This is a genomic window from Telluria sp. AZSoR62, assembly GCF_058111565.1.
Genome location: NZ_JBYTST010000001.1, coordinates 285257 through 302330, shown reverse-complemented (window position 1 = coordinate 302330; position 17074 = coordinate 285257). Strand labels below are relative to the sequence as shown.

11 protein-coding genes are annotated in these 17074 nt (G+C 63.2%); 8 read left to right on the top strand and 3 right to left on the bottom strand.

Annotated elements, in window-relative coordinates; all coding sequences use genetic code 11:
• Window positions 1-321: 321 nt before the first annotated feature.
• From AC3XQU_RS01295 to AC3XQU_RS01270, 6 genes are all read left to right on the top strand, one after another.
• Window positions 322-1668, top strand: coding sequence for a FecR family protein (locus AC3XQU_RS01295; protein ID WP_489872317.1), 1347 nt, complete (start codon window positions 322-324; stop codon window positions 1666-1668).
• Window positions 1669-2052: 384 nt separating this feature from the next.
• Complete coding sequence (locus AC3XQU_RS01290) at window positions 2053-4014, top strand: DUF4214 domain-containing protein (RefSeq protein WP_489872316.1); 1962 nt, start codon at window positions 2053-2055, stop codon at window positions 4012-4014.
• Between the two features lie 246 nt (window positions 4015-4260).
• A complete protein-coding gene (locus tag AC3XQU_RS01285; protein ID WP_489872315.1) occupies window positions 4261-6075 on the top strand; it encodes a type I secretion system permease/ATPase in 1815 nt (604 codons plus the stop codon).
• A complete protein-coding gene (locus AC3XQU_RS01280; protein WP_489872314.1) occupies window positions 6075-7436 on the top strand; it encodes an HlyD family type I secretion periplasmic adaptor subunit in 1362 nt (453 codons plus the stop codon). Before AC3XQU_RS01285 ends, AC3XQU_RS01280 begins: the two co-directional genes overlap by 1 nt.
• A gap of 1 nt (window position 7437) precedes the next feature.
• Window positions 7438-8793 (top strand): TolC family outer membrane protein, encoded by a 1356-nt coding sequence (locus tag AC3XQU_RS01275; RefSeq protein ID WP_489872313.1) that lies wholly within the window; start codon window positions 7438-7440, stop codon window positions 8791-8793.
• A 171-nt stretch (window positions 8794-8964) separates the two neighbouring features.
• On the top strand, window positions 8965-9543 hold the full coding sequence (locus AC3XQU_RS01270; RefSeq protein WP_489872312.1) for a DUF4214 domain-containing protein: 579 nt from the start codon (window positions 8965-8967) through the stop codon (window positions 9541-9543).
• Window positions 9544-9616: 73 nt separating this feature from the next.
• Here the strand turns inward: AC3XQU_RS01270 and AC3XQU_RS01265 are convergent, their stop codons facing one another.
• On the bottom strand, window positions 9617-10507 hold the full coding sequence (locus AC3XQU_RS01265; RefSeq protein WP_489872311.1) for a sulfurtransferase: 891 nt from the start codon (window positions 10505-10507) through the stop codon (window positions 9617-9619).
• A 138-nt stretch (window positions 10508-10645) separates the two neighbouring features.
• Here AC3XQU_RS01265 and AC3XQU_RS01260 point away from each other — a divergent pair, with 138 nt between their 5' ends.
• Together AC3XQU_RS01260 and dnaE are read left to right on the top strand one after the other, a co-directional pair.
• Window positions 10646-11764, top strand: a complete 1119-nt coding sequence (locus AC3XQU_RS01260) for an acyltransferase family protein (RefSeq protein WP_489872310.1) — start codon at window positions 10646-10648, stop codon at window positions 11762-11764.
• A gap of 193 nt (window positions 11765-11957) precedes the next feature.
• Window positions 11958-15455, top strand: a complete 3498-nt coding sequence (gene dnaE, locus AC3XQU_RS01255; protein ID WP_489872309.1) for a DNA polymerase III subunit alpha — start codon at window positions 11958-11960, stop codon at window positions 15453-15455.
• Window positions 15456-15595: 140 nt separating this feature from the next.
• On the opposite strand, the gene AC3XQU_RS01250 is transcribed toward dnaE, so the two are convergent.
• Window positions 15596-16321, bottom strand: coding sequence for a PepSY domain-containing protein (locus AC3XQU_RS01250; protein WP_489872308.1), 726 nt, complete (start codon window positions 16319-16321; stop codon window positions 15596-15598).
• Complete coding sequence (locus AC3XQU_RS01245) at window positions 16282-17025, bottom strand: PepSY domain-containing protein (RefSeq protein WP_489872307.1); 744 nt, start codon at window positions 17023-17025, stop codon at window positions 16282-16284. Before AC3XQU_RS01245 ends, AC3XQU_RS01250 begins: the two co-directional genes overlap by 40 nt.
• Between the last annotated feature and the right edge of the window lie 49 nt (window positions 17026-17074).

Here is a 17074-nt window from a genome sequence, read left to right as displayed (position 1 = left end):
CGTTGCCACGCAACGACAGTTGCGCCAGGTTTCCGTATTGCGACCACAGGGTCACCAGGAAGGCCAGCGTAGCAATGACCCAGCGTCCACGGGGTCGGGCTTGTGATCTCGGTTCAGCCACGCGCAGCAGTGTACAGGCGTACTTTCAGTTAAACGAATAGGGCAGTATAACGCGCGTAGTTGCTGCTGCGCATTGTTTTAATTGAAATACTACGAAATGTAATACTTGGAGACAAGCCCAGCCTTTCCGATAAAATGTGACAGTCATCACAGAACCGCCTGCCGCCCACACGGTACATTGGAAGGAAAAGGGGAATCATCTTGCAAAAACTATTACTTACTGCGCTGCTGGTCTGCGCGGCGCATGCTGCCCAGGCAGCCGATGCGGGCAAGATCATCTTCGTTGCCGGCAATGCCAAGGCAGGCGAAGCCGCGGCGCGCGAAGGCGCGGCGGTGGCCGAAGGCCAGATGCTCAGCACCGGCGCCGACGGCTTCATCTATGTGAAGACGGTCGACAACGGCCTGTTCATCCTGCGCCCGAACACGAAGGCGCGGATCGTCACCTATCACATCGACCAGAAGAACCCGGCCAATACCCGCATCAAGCTCGAGCTGCTCAGCGGTGTCGCGCGCAGCAAGTCGGGCGAGGCGGTGAAGCTGGCGCGCCAGAACTTCCGTTTCAATACCCCGGTGGCGGCGATCGGCGTGCGCGGCACCGATTTTACCGTCTTCACCAATGACGACACGTCGCGCGTGGCCGTGATTTCCGGCGGCGTGGTGGTCAGCGGCTTCTCGGGCGGCTGCCGTCCGGACGGCGCCGGCCCCTGCGAAGGCGAGGCCAGCCGCGAGCTGAGTGCCGCCCAGCGCGGCCAGCTGGTGCAGGTCCAGCGCGGCCAGGCTGCCCAGCTCTTGCAGAGCAGCCCGCTGTCGCCGGACCAGGTGTCGCCGCCGCGTGGCGATGAGCCGCTGGCCAAGAGTGGTGGGGCGGGTTCGACCCAGGCCAATGTCGGCGTGGAGGCGAAGAAAAATGCTGGGCTGAATCAGGTCATCGAAAGGCTGGTGACGGCGCCCCCGGTCCCGGCGCCGCCGCTGCCCGAGACGCCTCCGCCGGTGGTGACCATGCCGCCCCCAGTGATCGACGTACCAGCCCTGCCCGAGCGGGTGGCGGTCTGGGGACGCTGGCAGCCGGTGTTGGACCGCTATGCCAGCATCGACCTGGCCGCCGAGCGCGAAAAGAATGAATTGCTGGCCCTGTCCGGTTATTTCTCGCTGTTCCGCTCGCCAGGAAAAGATTATGTCGCGCCGAATAACGGCACGGTCGGCTTTGCATTGCGCGAAAGTGAAGCATTGGTGACAACGGAATATGGCTATGGTTATACCGTGGTCGCACCTGCCGCATTATCGAATGGCAGCCTGACCGTCAATTTCGGCGACCGGACATTCAAGACCGGTATGGATTTGACGACCTCGACCGATGTCGTGCGGATTGGCGGCGAAGGCGCGGTTACGGACGCCGGGCGCCTGCTCGGCAACGCGGCCGATGGTCGCCATGGCGTGATCAACGTGCAGGGCCTGCTTACCAATGAGCGCGGCGGTGCCGCTGCCTACATCTTCGATGGCAGGCTGGACGACAAGCGAACGGTGAACGGCGGCACTGGCTGGCGGTGATTGCGCTTTGATCCACATGAAGATTAACCCCGGCCCGCCCGGGGTTTTTTAATTGCGGATCAATTTTCTTTAGAACCAGATCTAATATGCAATTAGCTTTTAATACATACGCTGTAACAAAATGTAATCTGGTAGGCAGCATCTGCACACGATAAGTTTTGTAAAGGTTTTAACAAAATCTATTCATCCCACGTAATCCTCGCCAGATTTGTATAAATTTTGTCGATTTCCGGAAAACTTTATAGATTTTGTGATGGCCATCACATCTGCCATCCTCGGGCATCTGTCATGATGCGGCTCGTTGGGCTTACAGGTGTGCATCAGCACTCTTGCAATAACTGATTCAACTTTCGATCTAACGATCTTCTTTTTTTGGAGCACTACATGGCAATCGTCACCGCACACGTCGCAGCTGTTCAACAACTGTACGTCGCTTACTTCAACCGTCCTGCTGACACCGCTGGTCTCGACTACTGGACCAACGTTGTTGCAGCACAAAAGGGCTCGACCGCTCTGGTGTCGGCTGCCTTCGCTGCCGAAGCCGAATACAAGACCGAATACACCGGCATGACCAATGCCCAGGTCGTCAACAAGGTCTACCTGAACCTGTTCGGCCGTCCTGCAGAAGCCGCTGGTCAAGCTTACTGGGCTGACCTGCTGGACAAGAAAGCTATCACCATCGACAAAGTCGTCGCTGAGATCGCTAAAGCAGCACTGACCACCGATGCAACCGCCTACGCCAACAAAGTGACCGGCGCAACCGCCTTCACCAACGCACTGGACACCGTCGCTGAGCAAAACGGCTACCGCGGCGCCGCTGCTAACGCACTGGCCAAGACCTTCATCACCAGCATCACCACCGATGCTTCGCTGACCGTCGCTACCGCACCAGCAACCCTGAACGCCACCGTGTCGAAAGTCGTCATCGCCGGCACCCCGTTCACCCTGCAATCGGGCCTGAACTCGCTGCAGTCGGCACAAGCTGCCAAGACCGCGTTCCTGGACGCAGCTGACGGCAAGGTCGACAAGGTCCTGGTGACCGAAGCTTCGATCGGCACCAAGGTGAGCGACGCTGCTGTCGCCATCGACGCCTTCATCCCAACCTTCTCGGCTACCACCTCGGCAGGCGTGCGCGCTGCTCTGGTCGCTGACAAGGTCGCTGCCAACGCCACCACCCTGGCTAACGCACAGATCGAAGTCGCTGCTGACCAGGTCGCTATCTCGGAAGTCGCTGGCCTGTCGGCTGCTGTCGCTGCCCAGACCTCGGCTAAAGCCGCTACCACCGCTGCCAACACCGCCTTCACCACCACCAAGGCTGAGCTGGCTGCACGTGAAGCTGCATATGAGTCGCTGAATGGCGGCGCCGCCATCACCGTGCTGGCTGACGGCACCGTCGCTGGCCTGATCAAGCTGGACGCTTCGGGCAAGTTGGTTCTGGACAGCTCGGCCGTGACCGAAACCGCCAACCCAGGCATCACCGCCCTGCTGGCTGCATCGATCGCCAACGAAGCTGCTGAAAAGACCCTGGCTTCGGCTACCACTGTAGAAGCTTCGGCAACCGCATCGGTCAACTACCTGGACGTCAAGGCTGGCAGCACCGAAGCCACCAACCTGGCAGCTGTCAAGGCCGCGATGACCAACGTCACCGTTGCTGCTGGCGCCATGCCAACCCTGGAGCAGATCTCGACCGAACAGGCTATCCTGGACGCTAAGGCTGCCGCTCCTGGCGCTGACCCAGCCCTGGCTACCGCTGCTGCCAACTTCAAGGCTACCGTCAAGGCTTACACCGACGTCTACGCCGAGAACCTGCTGGTTGCCGAGCTGACCGCCGACCAGGCTAAAGTGACCGCCGCTTCGAAGGCCATCACCGACCTGACCAAGGCAACCGCCGCTCTGGACGCAGCTAATGCCCAGGCAGCCCAGCTGGCAGCAGTCAACGGCGCGATCACCGCAGCCGGCCAAGCGTTCATCGACAACAACCTGTCGCTGCCGCTGACCCTGGCAGGTGGTACCCCGATCGCTAGCGCCGGTTCGGACATCTATGTCGCTGGCACCACCGACACCTCGATCGCTCTGTTCGGTCTGCAAGGCAACGACTCGCTGTTCATCGGTACCCAGTACACCCTGAACACGACCGCAACCTACGCTGCAGCGACCAACAAGGTCACCGGCGGTAACGACGCAGTGCTGGAAGCGTTCATCTTCCAGGACGGCGCTGACACCGTGGTCATCCTCGAGAAGTCGGCCTTCGGTTCGAGCGCCACGACTCCAGAAGTCGTGACCATCACCCTGACCGGCGTGACCGTCACCGACGTCGCTCTGTCGAACGGCATCGTCACCGGCTAATCAGCGGTAACTGAGCAAGTAGTTCAGCTCTAGAAACCCCGCCACCGCAAGGTGGCGGGGTTTTTTTCATTGTCAGAATTGTTTGTTGCTACTATTTGTCGCACACTTGCTCAAAAAATGTGACGTGCATCACATATTTCGAGCATTTTGTTAGATAATGTGTTTGCGGATCAATTTTCTTTTAACAGATGAGTCGGGACGCGGTGCTACGAATCCTCGTTGGCCTCCTAGTCAAGCAAAGCGCATATGAAAAAACTTTTGGATAAAAAGAACGAGATCGAACAGGCCCTGCTGACCTTCAAGAGCACGTTCTACACGGTGGGCGTGTTCAGCGCGATCATCAACCTGCTCATGCTGGTGCCGTCAATCTACATGCTGCAGGTCTACGACCGCGTGCTGGCCAGCCGCAACGAGATCACGCTGGTGATGCTGACCGTGCTGATGCTGGGCGCCTATATGTTCATGTCGGGACTGGAAGTGATCCGGTCCTTCGTGCTGGTGCGCGTTGGCGCCCGCTTCGACATGATGATGAACAAGCGCATCTACACCGCCGCCTTCGAGCAGAACCTGAAGCAGGCCGGCGGCAATGCCGGCCAGGCGCTGAACGACCTGACCACGCTGCGCCAGTTCCTGACCGGTAACGCCTTGTTCGCCTTCTTCGATGCGCCGTGGTTCCCGGTCTACCTGATCGTCATTTTCTTCTTCGAGCCTTCGCTGGGCGTGTTCGCCCTGGTCGGCACCATCATCCTGATGGTGCTCGCCTATGTGAACGAGCGCGTCACCAAGGCCCCGCTGGCCGAAGCCAACACCATGGCCATCTCGGCCAGCACCCTGGCCACCAACAACCTGCGCAATGCCGAAGTCATCGAATCGATGGGCATGCTGCCGCATCTGATGGGCCGCTGGTTCAAGCGCCATGGCAAGTTCCTGAGCCTGCAGGCGGACGCCAGCCAGAAAGCCGGCACCATCGGCGCGGTCACCAAGTTCGTGCAGACGGCGCTGCAGTCGCTGGTGCTGGGTTTCGGTGCGCTGCTGGTCCTGGAAAACAAGATCACCCCAGGCATGATGATCGCCGCCTCGATCCTGGTCGGCCGTACCCTGGCCCCGGTGCAGCAGGTGATCTCGGTGTGGAAGAGCTGGAGCAGCACCCGCAGCTCGTACGAGCGCCTGAGCGCGCTGCTGGAAGTCAATCCGAAGCGCGCGGCCGGCATGGCCCTGCCCAAGCCGCAAGGCGCCCTGGCTCTGGAAGGGGTCTCCGCCGCGCCTCCGGGCGTGAAGACCCCGATCGTGCGCAATGTCTCGTTCGGCATCGTCCCGGGCGACGTGCTGGGCGTGCTGGGGCCGAGCGGCTCGGGCAAGTCGACGCTGGCGCGCCTGCTGGTCGGCGTGTGGCCGACCATGATGGGCAACGTGCGCCTCGACGGCGCCGACATCTACCAGTGGAACAAGGCCGAGCTCGGCCCGCATATCGGCTACCTGCCGCAGGACATCGAGCTGTTCGGCGGTACGGTCAGCGAGAACATTGCCCGCTTCGGGGAGATCGATGCGGAGAAAGTGGTGCTGGCCGCCAAACGCGCCGGTGTGCACGACATGATCCTGCATTTCCCGGAAGGCTATGACACCCAGCTGGGCGACGGCGGCGCTGGCCTGTCCGGCGGCCAGAAGCAGCGCATTGCGCTGGCCCGCGCCATGTACGGCGACCCGGCGCTGATCGTGCTGGACGAGCCGAACTCGAATCTGGACGACATGGGCGAAGCGGCTCTGGTCGGTGCGATCACCGACCTACGCCAGCGCGGCAAGACCATCATCCTGATCACGCACCGTCCGGCCGCCATCAGTGTCACCACCAAGCTGCTCTTGATGCGCGACGGCGCCGTCCACATGTTCGGTCCGACCCCTCAGGTGCTCGCCGCACTGCAGGAAGCCAACAAGAAAGCGGTGGAGGCTGCCCAGGCTGCGCAGCAGCAGGCGCTGCAGGCCGCGCAGGCTGCCCAGGGCGGCGCCGCGCGCGCCCCTGGCGCCGACGCGCCGGCCGCGACCACGACTGAAGAAGGAAAATAATGAAGCTGCTCAAAGATGCTACCCAGGGCCCGGCCGAAGTCGTGGCCCACGATGCGACGCCGCTCGAAGTCAATACCGATGCGCGCGCCTACAGCCGGATCGGCTGGCTGATCGTGCTGGTCGGCTTCGGCGGCTTCCTGCTGTGGGCGCTGCTGGCCCCACTGGACAAGGGCGTGCCGCTGAGCGGCACCGTGGCCAAGGAATCGAACCGCCAGGCGGTGCAGCACCAGACCGGCGGCACCGTGCAAGCGCTGCTGGTGCGCAATGGCGACGTGGTCAAGGAAGGCCAGGTGCTGGTGCGCATGAACTCGGTGATTGCCCAGTCGGGTGTGCAGGCGACCGAGAGCCAGTACCTGTCGGCCATCGCCAGCGAAGCGCGCCTTGCCGCCGAGCGCGATGGCCTCAAGAAGATTGCCTTCCCGGCCGAGATGGAACAGCGCCGCAACGAGCCGCTCGTGGCCGACCTGATCAACCTGCAGAACTCGCTGTTGCTGTCGCGCCAGGCTTCGCTGCAAAGCGAGATGGGCGCGCTGGACGAGAATATCGCCGGCCTGAAGCTGCAGATCCGCGGGCTCGAAGAGTCGCGAAACAGCAAGAAAGAACAGATCAACTTCCTGAAGGAGCAGCTGGGCGGCATGCGCGACCTGGCCAAGGAAGGCTATGTCGCCCGCAACCGCCTGCTCGACCTGGAGCGCACCTATGCCCAGCTGGGCGGGGCGATCTCGGAAGACATCGGCAATATCGGCCGCGCCCAGCGCCAGGTGACCGAACTGACCCTGCGCAAGTCGCAGCGCATGCAGGAATACCAGAAGGAAGTGCGCACCCAGCTGTCGGAAGTGCAGCGTGAGGCGCAAGGGCAGGGCGCGCGCCTGCAGGCCCTGAAGTTCGAGCTGTCGAATGTCGAAGTCAAGGCGCCGGCCGCCGGTACCGTGCTGAACCTGGCGGTCTTCACCAATGGCGGCGTCGTTGCCCCGGGCTTCAAGATGATGGACATCGTGCCGACCGACGACCCGCTGGTGGTCGAAGGCCACCTGCCGACCAACCTGGTCGACAAGGTGCATGCCGGCCTGAAGGTCGAGCTGATGTTCTCGGCATTCAACGCCAACAAGACGCCGCATATCGAAGGCGAAGTGGTAAGCGTGGCGGCCGACCGAAGCGTCGATGAGCGCACGGGCATGCCGTACTACGTCACGCACGTGAAAGTGACCCAGGCTGGCGCCAAGAAGATTGCCGAGAACAAGATGGACATCCGTCCTGGCATGCCGGTGGACCTGTTCGTCAAGACCGGCGAGCGCACGATGATGAACTACCTGCTCAAGCCGCTGGTGGACCGTGCCCAGTCGTCGATGAGCGAGGATTGATATGCGCTTAGCCATGAATGCCCGCAAGAGCGGAACGATCCTGCGCGCGGCCGTCATGGGCGTGCTGCTGGCCAGTGCCGGCGGCGCCGGTGCGGTCAGCCTGCAGCAGGCCTATGACGCGGCGATCCGGAACGACCCGACCTTCCGCATGCGCTTCTACGAGAACGAATCCGGCAAGGAAAACCGTATCCTGGGCCGCTCGCTGCTGCTGCCGCAGGTGTCGGGCAGCTACTCGTACGGCCAGAACGTGGCCGACCAGACGGCGCCAAACCTGTTCGGGCAGCTGAGCACCCAGCATCCGCGCTACACCAGCCGTTCCGCCGTCGTCCAGCTGCGCCAGCCGCTGTTCAACATGGAAGCCATCGCCCGCTACCGCCAGGGCAAGGCGCAGACGGCGCAGGCTGAAGAAGCCTACGAGGCGGGTATCGACGAGGTGTCGGTGCGCGTGGTCAGCGCCTACCTGGACGTGCTGTTCGCCCAGGACCAGCTGGCGCTGGCACGGGTCCAGCGCGACGCCAACATCGAGAGCCAGAAGGTCAACCAGCGCCTGTTCGAAAAAGGCGAGGGCACCAAGACCGACATGCTGGAAACCCAGGCCAGGCTCGACCTTGCTGAGGCAGTATTGATCGAGTCGCAGGACAACCTGCTGGCCGCCCGCAACACCCTGGAAGGGGTGATCGGCATGGATCCGGGCGAGCTGGACAGCTTGGGCGACAATTTCCGTCCGCCCGAGCTCAATCCGGCCTCGTTCGAGGACTGGCGCCAGCTGGCGCTCGCGCGCAATAACACGCTGGCCGCAGCCCGCCTGGCAGCCGAGAACGCGCGCCTGGACATCAGCCGCAACCGGGCCGGGCATTATCCGCGGGTGGATTTCGTGGGCGCCTATAGCAAAAGCGACAGCGAATCGCTGACCAACCTGAACCAGCAAAACACCAACCGCCAGCTTGGCCTCCAGCTCAACGTCCCGATCTACCAGGGCGGGGCGGTGAACGCGTCCACGCGCCAGGCCGCTGCAGGCTACGGGCGTGCCCAGGCCGAGCTCGATGCGCGCACCAATCAGGTTATGGTCGAGTTGCGAAAAGCCCACAGCCTAGTGGCGAGTAGTTCCCGCAAGATAGATGCACTGATCAAAGCGGTGGACTCGGGCAAGCTCCTGATGAAAGCCACAGAGCAATCTATCAAGGGCGGTGTCCGCATCAACCTCGACCTGCTCAATGCCCAGCAACAGCTGTTCACCAGCCAGCGCGACCTGGCCCAGGCTCGCTACTCCTACCTCGTGGGATTGATGCGCCTGCGCGCCGCCGCCGGCACGCTGCAGTCGGACTCGATTCGCGAAATCGCGGCCTACTTCCGTTAAACATCAGCAAGTATCGCCCTGTCGATACTTGCTGATCGTCATCGTCGGTTAACGTGCTTTATCTTTCGGGAAATATCTCCTAAAAGCAAGTAACTGCGCACTGTTCAGCCATTCGCGTCACATTTTTTTCGCCTGTTGTAGGATTGACTTTCCAACCACATGGAGGTCGACATGGCAGACGCTAACACCACCGCGGTACAAAAACTCTACATTTCCTATTTTAGCCGGCCGGCTGACGCCGCGGGCCTCGCCTACTGGACAGGGGCCCTGGCCACCAATCCGAATGCCGTGCAGGAAATGTCGCGCCAGTTCTCGATTTCGCAGGAATACCGGACGACTTATGCCAACCTGGACAACCGTGCCAAGGTCGCCGAGGTCTACGACAACCTGTTCAGCCGGGCGGCGGAAACGGCCGGCGTCGATTACTGGGCTAACCTGCTCAACACCAACCAGATCACCATCGACAACATGGTGACCCAGATCTCGGCCGGGGCCCAGGGCAACGACCGGGTGGCGTTCAATGGCAAGGTGGCGGCGGCCGACGTATTCACCGCGCGTCTGGACCTGCCGGCTGAGCGGACAGCGTACTCGGGTGCCGCGGCGAACAAGATTGCGGCGGACTGGATCGCCACCATCAAGGACTTGCAGAGCGGCGCCATGGCCCAGGACGTGTTTGTCGTCGATGGCGTGATCGCAAAGATCGTGGGAAGTGGGCCGTCGGGCGTGGACGACGCAGGTTTCTTTGTCTGAGAACATGCGCGGACCTGGCGTCCGCGCGCACTGAAATATTATTTCAAACGCAGCGTCGCGTTGAAAGAAAATTTCAGGTTGGCTGTGCCGAGCCTGCGTTGCCGGCGTCGTTCGCGGAACGAAGCGCCGGGGCGCAGTGCGGGCACGATTCGCCGTAGACATAGTCTGGCGACAATTGCTGGCGCGGTGTAACCACCGCGCGGCAAGCAAAGCACTGCACCGTTTCGGTCGGCTCGAGCTTCGGGTTGAGGGCAGTGCGGTAGTCGAAGACGAAACAGTCGCCGGTATAGTGCTCGCCGCCGACTTCCTCGAAATACTTCAGGATGCCGCCATCGAGCTGGAACACGCGCTCGTAGCCGATTTCCTTCATGTGGATCGCCGCCTTTTCGCAGCGGATGCCGCCGGTGCAGAAGGTCACGACCGTTTTCCCGGCCAGCTCGTCCTTGTGCTTGGCCGCGACTTCCGGGAATTCCGTGAACTTGTCGATGCGGTAGTCGAGCGTGTTGTTGAAGGTGCCGACATCGACCTCGAAGGCATTGCGGGTTTCCATCATCACCACCGGCACGCCGTCGTCGTCGTAGCCTTGGTCTAGCCAGCGCTTGAGCGTCTTGGGCTCGACGCTTGGCGCGCGGCCGAGTTCCGGCTTGATGAGCGGCATGCGCATCGTGATGATCTCCTTCTTGATCTTCACCAGCATGCGCTTGTGCGACTGCTCGCTCGACAGGCTTTCCTTCACTTCCAGGTCCGCCAGGCGCGCATCGCGGCGCACCCAGGCCAGGTACTGGTCGATATGCTCGCGCGTGCCCGACAGGAACATGTTGATGCCTTCCGGCGTCAGCAGGACAGTACCCTTGAGAGCCAGCTCGTTGCACAGCGCCTGGTATTGCGGGCGCAGGTCCTCGAGGTCTTCAAGGGTGATGAACTTGTAGGCGGCGATATTGACGAATTGGGCTGCGGAAGACATGGCATGAGGCTAGACAAGACAGGCCGATATTATAAGCCAGCCGCGGCCTTTCACGGCAATTCCCCCGGGGAAGGCGCTGGGTGGCATTACAATACGTGGTTTTGTACAACAGGGCGTCCACGCCCGGCCAGGCACCCCATGCATTCGCTGAACATCCAGTACAACCCGCGCATCGACCAGCTGCGCTGGCTTGCCGCGACCCTGGTTTTCCTGTTCCATTTCCACCTCGAATACCGCGGCCTGGGCGCGCCCGGGCTCACCGGTGGATGGTGGGCGCTCATCACGGAAGGGCATACCGGCGTCGGCCTGTTCTTCACCCTGTCGGGTTTCCTGTTCATGCAGATCGCACTGCACCAGGGGCAAATCGTCTACCGCGATTTCCTGCGCAACCGCCTGCTGCGCATCGTCCCGCTCTACCTCGTGATCTTCCTGCTGGCGACCTCGATCGGCCGCGACAAGTTCGCGCCGCAAGACCTGCTCTACCTGTTCGCCTCGAACCTGGGCCTGGCGCCCACCTCCGGCACCGTGATCACCGGCGCGGCATGGACCATCTCGCTGGAATTCCTGTTCTATATGGTATTTCCGTTTTTGGCGCGCTTCACCATGGAGCGCGGCATCGTGTATCTCGGCGGCTGGCTGGTGCTGCTGGCCTTCTTCAAGGTCGCCGCCTACACGGTCAATCCCAACAGCACGCTGATGTATTTCTCCACCTGGGTCGGCCGCTTCGACCAGTTCCTGATCGGCATGGCGGCGGCCATGCTATACGCACGCTGGCGCGCGCCGCTCGCGCGCTTTGCGCCGCTGCTGCTGGTGGGCGCCATCGCCCTGGTGATGTGGGACACCGCCTGGATGCACCGCGTCGCCCCTTTCGGCGCCACCCCGAAATCCGGATTCTGGGTATTCTGGTCGATGCTCGAGAGCGCCGGCTGGGCCGCGCTGATCCTGGCCTGGATCTCGTTCGGGCCGCGCCTGCCGGGCATTGTCGAGCGCGCGCTCAGCCAGGGCGGCAAGGTCAGCTTCTCGTTTTACCTGCTGCACATGGCGCTGCTGCACATCCTGGCCCAGCGCATCGGCCTCGTCAGCCCGACCGGCACGCCCTGGCTCGACGCCGCCATCATGCTGGCGGTGGCATATGGCGCGACCTGGATGCTGTCGACGCTGTGCTACCACATCGTCGAGGAGCCTTTCCTGCGCATGCGGCGCAGCTATGGGCTAGGGCACGACGCCACCGCACCCGCCAAGTCCCGCGTTTCATAACAACCAACTTCGGGGTCAGGTCTGACATTCGGACACGAGCACAGCCTTGCCACAGTTGAGGCCGTGTCCGAATGTCAGACCTGACCCCGGGTTTCCATTGCCCAGCCTATGCTCGTTTTGTCCAGTGCTTAAGTGCAACGAATAGGCAATCCTGCAACTCCAGCCGACCGCCCGGCCGAGGTAAAATGTCGGCATGACTTCCCCGACTTTCACCCACCTGCGCATCCACTCCGAATACTCCATCGTCGACGGCCTGGTCCGTATTGACGACCTGGTCGGGGCGGCCGCCAAGGACAAGCAGCCGGCGCTGGCCGTGACCGACCTGGCCAACATGTTCTGCCTGGTGCGCTTCTACAAGGCGGCGCGCGGGAAGGGGATCAAGCCGATCGTCGGCGTCGATGCCTGGATCACCAACGACGACAACCGCGACAAGCCGTCGCGCCTGCTCATCCTGGCCAAGAACCACACCGGCTACCTGCAACTGTGCGACCTGCTCTCGAAAGCCTGGCTCACCAACCAGTGGAAGGGCCGCGCCGAGATCCGCACCGAGTGGCTCGCCGCCCTGGCTACCAGCACCTCGACCCTGGAACCGGACGCACCCCAGGACAATGCCCTGATCGTGCTGTCGGGCGCGGGTTTCGGCGACATTGGCCAGGCCATCGACCAGGGCGACGTCAATCGCGCCGAACGCGCCGCCGAGCGCTGGGCCGCGATGTTCCCGGGCCACTTCTACATCGAGATCCAGCGCGCCGGCCAGCCCAACCAGGAACAGCAGGTGCGCCATTCGGTGGCGCTGGCGTCCCGCCTGGGCCTGCCGGTCGTCGCCACCCATCCGGTGCAGTTCATCAGCAAGGACGAATTCATCGCCCACGAGGCGCGCACCTGTATCGCCGAAGGCGAGATGCTGGCCAACGCCAAGCGCGTGCGCCGCTTCAACGAAGAGATGTGCTTCAAGTCGCAGGAGGAGATGGCGCAGCTGTTCGCCGACCTGCCCGGGGCGCTGGCCAACTCGGTGGAAATCGCCAAGCGCTGCAACGTCACCCTCACGCTGGGCAAGCCCCAGCTGCCGGACTTCCCGACGCCCGACGGCATGAGCATCGGCGACTTCCTCATCGCCGAAACGAAAAAAGGCCTGGAAGAGCGCCTGGTGCAGCTGTATCCGGATCCGGCCAAGCGCGAGGCCGAGCGCGCGCGCTACGAGGCGCGCCTGGAGTTCGAGAACAACACCATCATCAACATGAAGTTCCCGGGCTACTTCCTGATCGTGGCGGAGTTCATCCAGTGGGGCAAGAACAACGGCGTGCCGATCGGCCCGGGCCGCGGCTCGGGTGCGGGCTCGCTGGTGGCGTATGCGCTCAAGATCACCGACCTCGATCCGCTGAAATACAACCTGCTGTTCGAGCGCTTCCTGAATCCCGAGCGCGTCTCGATGCCCGACTTCGACATCGACTTTTGCCAGGAAAAGCGCGAACTGGTCATCCAGCACGTCAAGGATTTGTATGGCCGCGACGCGGTCTCGCAGATCGCCACCTTCGGCACCATGGCCGCGAAAGGCGCGATCCGCGACGTCGGCCGCGTCCTGGACTTCGGCTACAACTTCTGCGACGGCATCTCCAAGCTCATTCCGTTCAAGCCAGGCAAGCAGGTCTCGATCGCCGAGGCGATCGAAGAAGAACCGCTGCTGAAAGAACGCCTGGAAAACGAAGAAGAGGTCAAGCAGCTGCTGGACCTGGCGCAGCAGGTCGAAGGCATCACCCGCAACATCGGCATGCACGCCGGCGGCGTGCTGATCGCGCCGGGCAAGCTCACCGATTTCTGCCCGCTGTATTCGCAAAGCGGCGACACCGGCGTGGTCTCGCAGTACGACAAGGACGACGTGGAGGCCGTGGGCCTGGTCAAGTTCGACTTTTTGGGTCTCACCACGCTTACCATCCTGGACCGCGCGGTGAACTACATCCGCGCGCTCGATCCCGCCGACGCCGGCTTCAACCTCGAGACCCTGCCGCTGAACGACCGGCCCTCGTACAAGCTGCTGTCGGATGCAAAGACCGTCGCGATCTTCCAGCTGGAGTCGCGCGGCATGCAGGGCATGCTGAAAGACGCGCGTCCCGACCGCTTCGAGGACATCATTGCGCTGGTCGCGCTGTACCGCCCGGGCCCGATGGACCTGATTCCTGACTTCTGCAAGCGCAAGCATGGCGAGAAGTTCGACTATCCCGATCCGCGCACCGAGTCCATCCTGTCCGAGACCTACGGCATCATGGTCTACCAGGAGCAGGTCATGCAGATGGCGCAGATCGTCGGCGGCTATTCGCTGGGCGGCGCCGACATGCTGCGCCGCGCGATGGGCAAGAAGAAGGCCGAAGAGATGGCCGAGCACCGCGAGATCTTCCGCGCCGGCGCCGCCAAGGATGGCTTGAGCACCGCCAAGGCCGACGAGATCTTCGACCTGATGGAGAAGTTCGCGGGCTACGGCTTCAACAAGTCGCACGCGGCCGCGTATGCGCTGCTGTCCTATCACACGGCCTACCTGAAGGTGCACCACACCGCCGCCTTCATGGCAGCCAACATGTCGCTGGCCATGGAAGACACGGACAAGATCAAGATCCTGGTCGAGGACGCGCTGGACGTGTGCAAGCTTACGCTGCTGCCGCCGGACGTCAACGAATCGCAGTTCCGCTTCACGCCGGAAGGCCAGCCGAAATCCGTCACCGGCAAGCAGGTTTCGAATATCCGCTACGGCCTGGGCGGCGTGAAGGGCGCGGGGCAGGGCGCGATCGAGGCAATCATCGCCGCGCGCACCGAGGGCGGCAAATTCAAGGACCTGTTCGACTTCTGCCTGCGCGTGGACCGCAAGCAGATCAACCGCCGCACCATCGAGTCCTTGATTCGCGCCGGCGCCATGGACTGCTTCGGCGTCGACCGCGCCATCCTGCTGGCCTCCGTGGGCTTTGCCATGGAAGCGGCCGGCCAGGCCGCAGCCGCCGCCAACCAGGTCAGCCTGTTCGGCGGCATTGACTCCGACCTGGTCGCCCCACCCGAATACGTGAAAGCCACCCCCTGGACCGACCGCCAGAAGCTGGCCGAGGAAAAGACCGCGCTCGGCTACTACCTGTCGGGCCACATGTTCGATTCGTACGCGGCGGAGGTGCGGCGCTTCGCCAAGACCAAGCTGAAAGACCTGGAGCCTTCGCGCGACCCGCGCATGCTGTGCGGCGTGATCACCGGCGTGCGCACCCAGATGACCCAGCGCGGCAAGCTGCTGATCGTCTCGCTCGACGACAAGACCGGCGTGGTCGAAGTCACCGTCTACAGCGAGCTGCTGGAGCAGAACAAGAACATCTTCAAGGAAGACGAGTTCCTGCTGGTGGTGGGCAAGGTGTCCGAAGACCGCTTCAACGGCGGCCTGCGCATCACCGCCGAAAAGGCCTACGACATCGCCGCGGCCCGCATCCAGTATGGCTTCAAGCTGGAGATGGAAGTCGATACCAACCTGAACCCGGCCAAGCTGGCGGAGGTCCTGCAGCCGCACCGCCAGCAGGACGGCATGCCGGTGAGCCTGCGCATCAAGCCGCAGGGGATCGAGGCGATCCTGCAGCTGGGCGACGAGTGGCGCGTGGCGCCGTCGGATACGCTCAAGCAGCAGCTGGAGCTGGTGGTGGGGGCGAAGGACGTGGCGGTCGAATACTGACGCTGGCCCAGCCGCGATTCGTAGGGTGGGCAGATTCTGCCCACGCGTTCAACTAAAGCACGCCGTTCGAATACTCTGCAGCAGGTTGAACGCGTGGGCAAGGTAATTCAGGGCAATGCCCTGAATTACGGATTACCCCCCTACGGGCCAACACGGCGCCGGGGCAGCAGGCCGACGGCCAGCAGCCACACCCCACCCAGCACCAGCAGCACGCCTAAAATAGCGCTCACGATCACCAGCGGATGATTGAAATCCTTCCGCCCGCTGTAATCCATGATGTGCAGCATCCACGCCACGTCGAACACCCGCCAGCTGCGGTTGCGGTGCGCCAGGATATCGCCCGTGGCCGCCGACACATACACCGTCGTGTCCTGCGCATCCTCCACGTCCACCCGCCACACCGGCCCCGCGTGGTCGCGCACTTCGTCGCTGCGTTCCAGCAGGCGCGCAGGCCCGGCCCGCCAGTCGCCGCGGTATGAGGCCTGCGCCAGCCGCGCCGCCAGCCCCGCATCGACCGACACGGGCCGCCCATCGCGCGCGTCCACCAGCCACACGGTCTTGCCCTGCGCCAGCCGATACACCGGACGCCCATCCAGCCAGCCCGTGGCCAGGGTATCGACCGCGCCGCGCTGCGCTGCCAGCACCAGCCCGGGCGCCAGCACAGCGGCCGTCCATGGCCGCGCCGGGGCGGCCGCCGCACGCGTCGCCGCCCCGTGCACCGCTTCCGCATCGAGCAGCGACATGAGCAGTCCGCTGCCCATCCACAGCAGGAACTGCAGCCCCGCGACCAGGCCGATCCACACGTGCAGCCGCCGCATCCAGCGCGTCATCGGATGCGCCTGCGCAGCCAGTACACCAGCAGCCATACACCGCTGAGCGCCGCGCCCATGCCGGCGATCGAGGCGCCGCGCAGCAGCGGATTGTTGACGTCCTCGCGCGCCGTGTAATCCATGATGTGCAGCATCCAGAACAGGTCGAACCAGCGCCACAGCGCGTGCCGGCGCGCCAGCAGCTCGCCGCTGTGGGGGGAGTAGTAGAGCGTGGTGCTTGCCAGGTCATCGAAGCGCACGGCCCAGAGCGGGGCAGGGCGATTGCCCGCTTCCCGCGGCGCGCTGTCGAGCAAGTCGATGGTCGCGATGCTGCCTGTGCCCAGGTAGGCCTGCGCCGCAAGTGCGCCCACCGCATCGCGCGGCAGGGGACTCAGGCGCGCGCCGCTTGCCGCATCAAATAGGACCGGCGTCTTGCCCTGTGCGATCTCATAGACTTCGCGCTCGCCCAGGCGCTTGAGCCTGAACCCGGCCGCTCCGGGATTCTGTGCCAGCAGCGTGTCCGGCGCCAGGCGCGGGCTGGCGGCCCGTAGCGGAAGGCGCTCGGTGCGCGCCAGCTGGTCTCCATGGACCACGCCAATCGGCACCGCCACCATGTACAGGCCGCCTACCATCCACAGCAGCGCCTGCAGGCCGACCGCCAGCGAGATCCACTTGTGGGTGCTGCGCACCCCGCGGCGCAAGCGTGCGGCGCCAGTTGCGTGCGCAGTAGTGGCGCCTGAGTGAGGCAGCGAAGTGAGCATCGTTTTTCTTTATTCGGCATTGATGCCGTGGTACATTTTTTGTAATTAC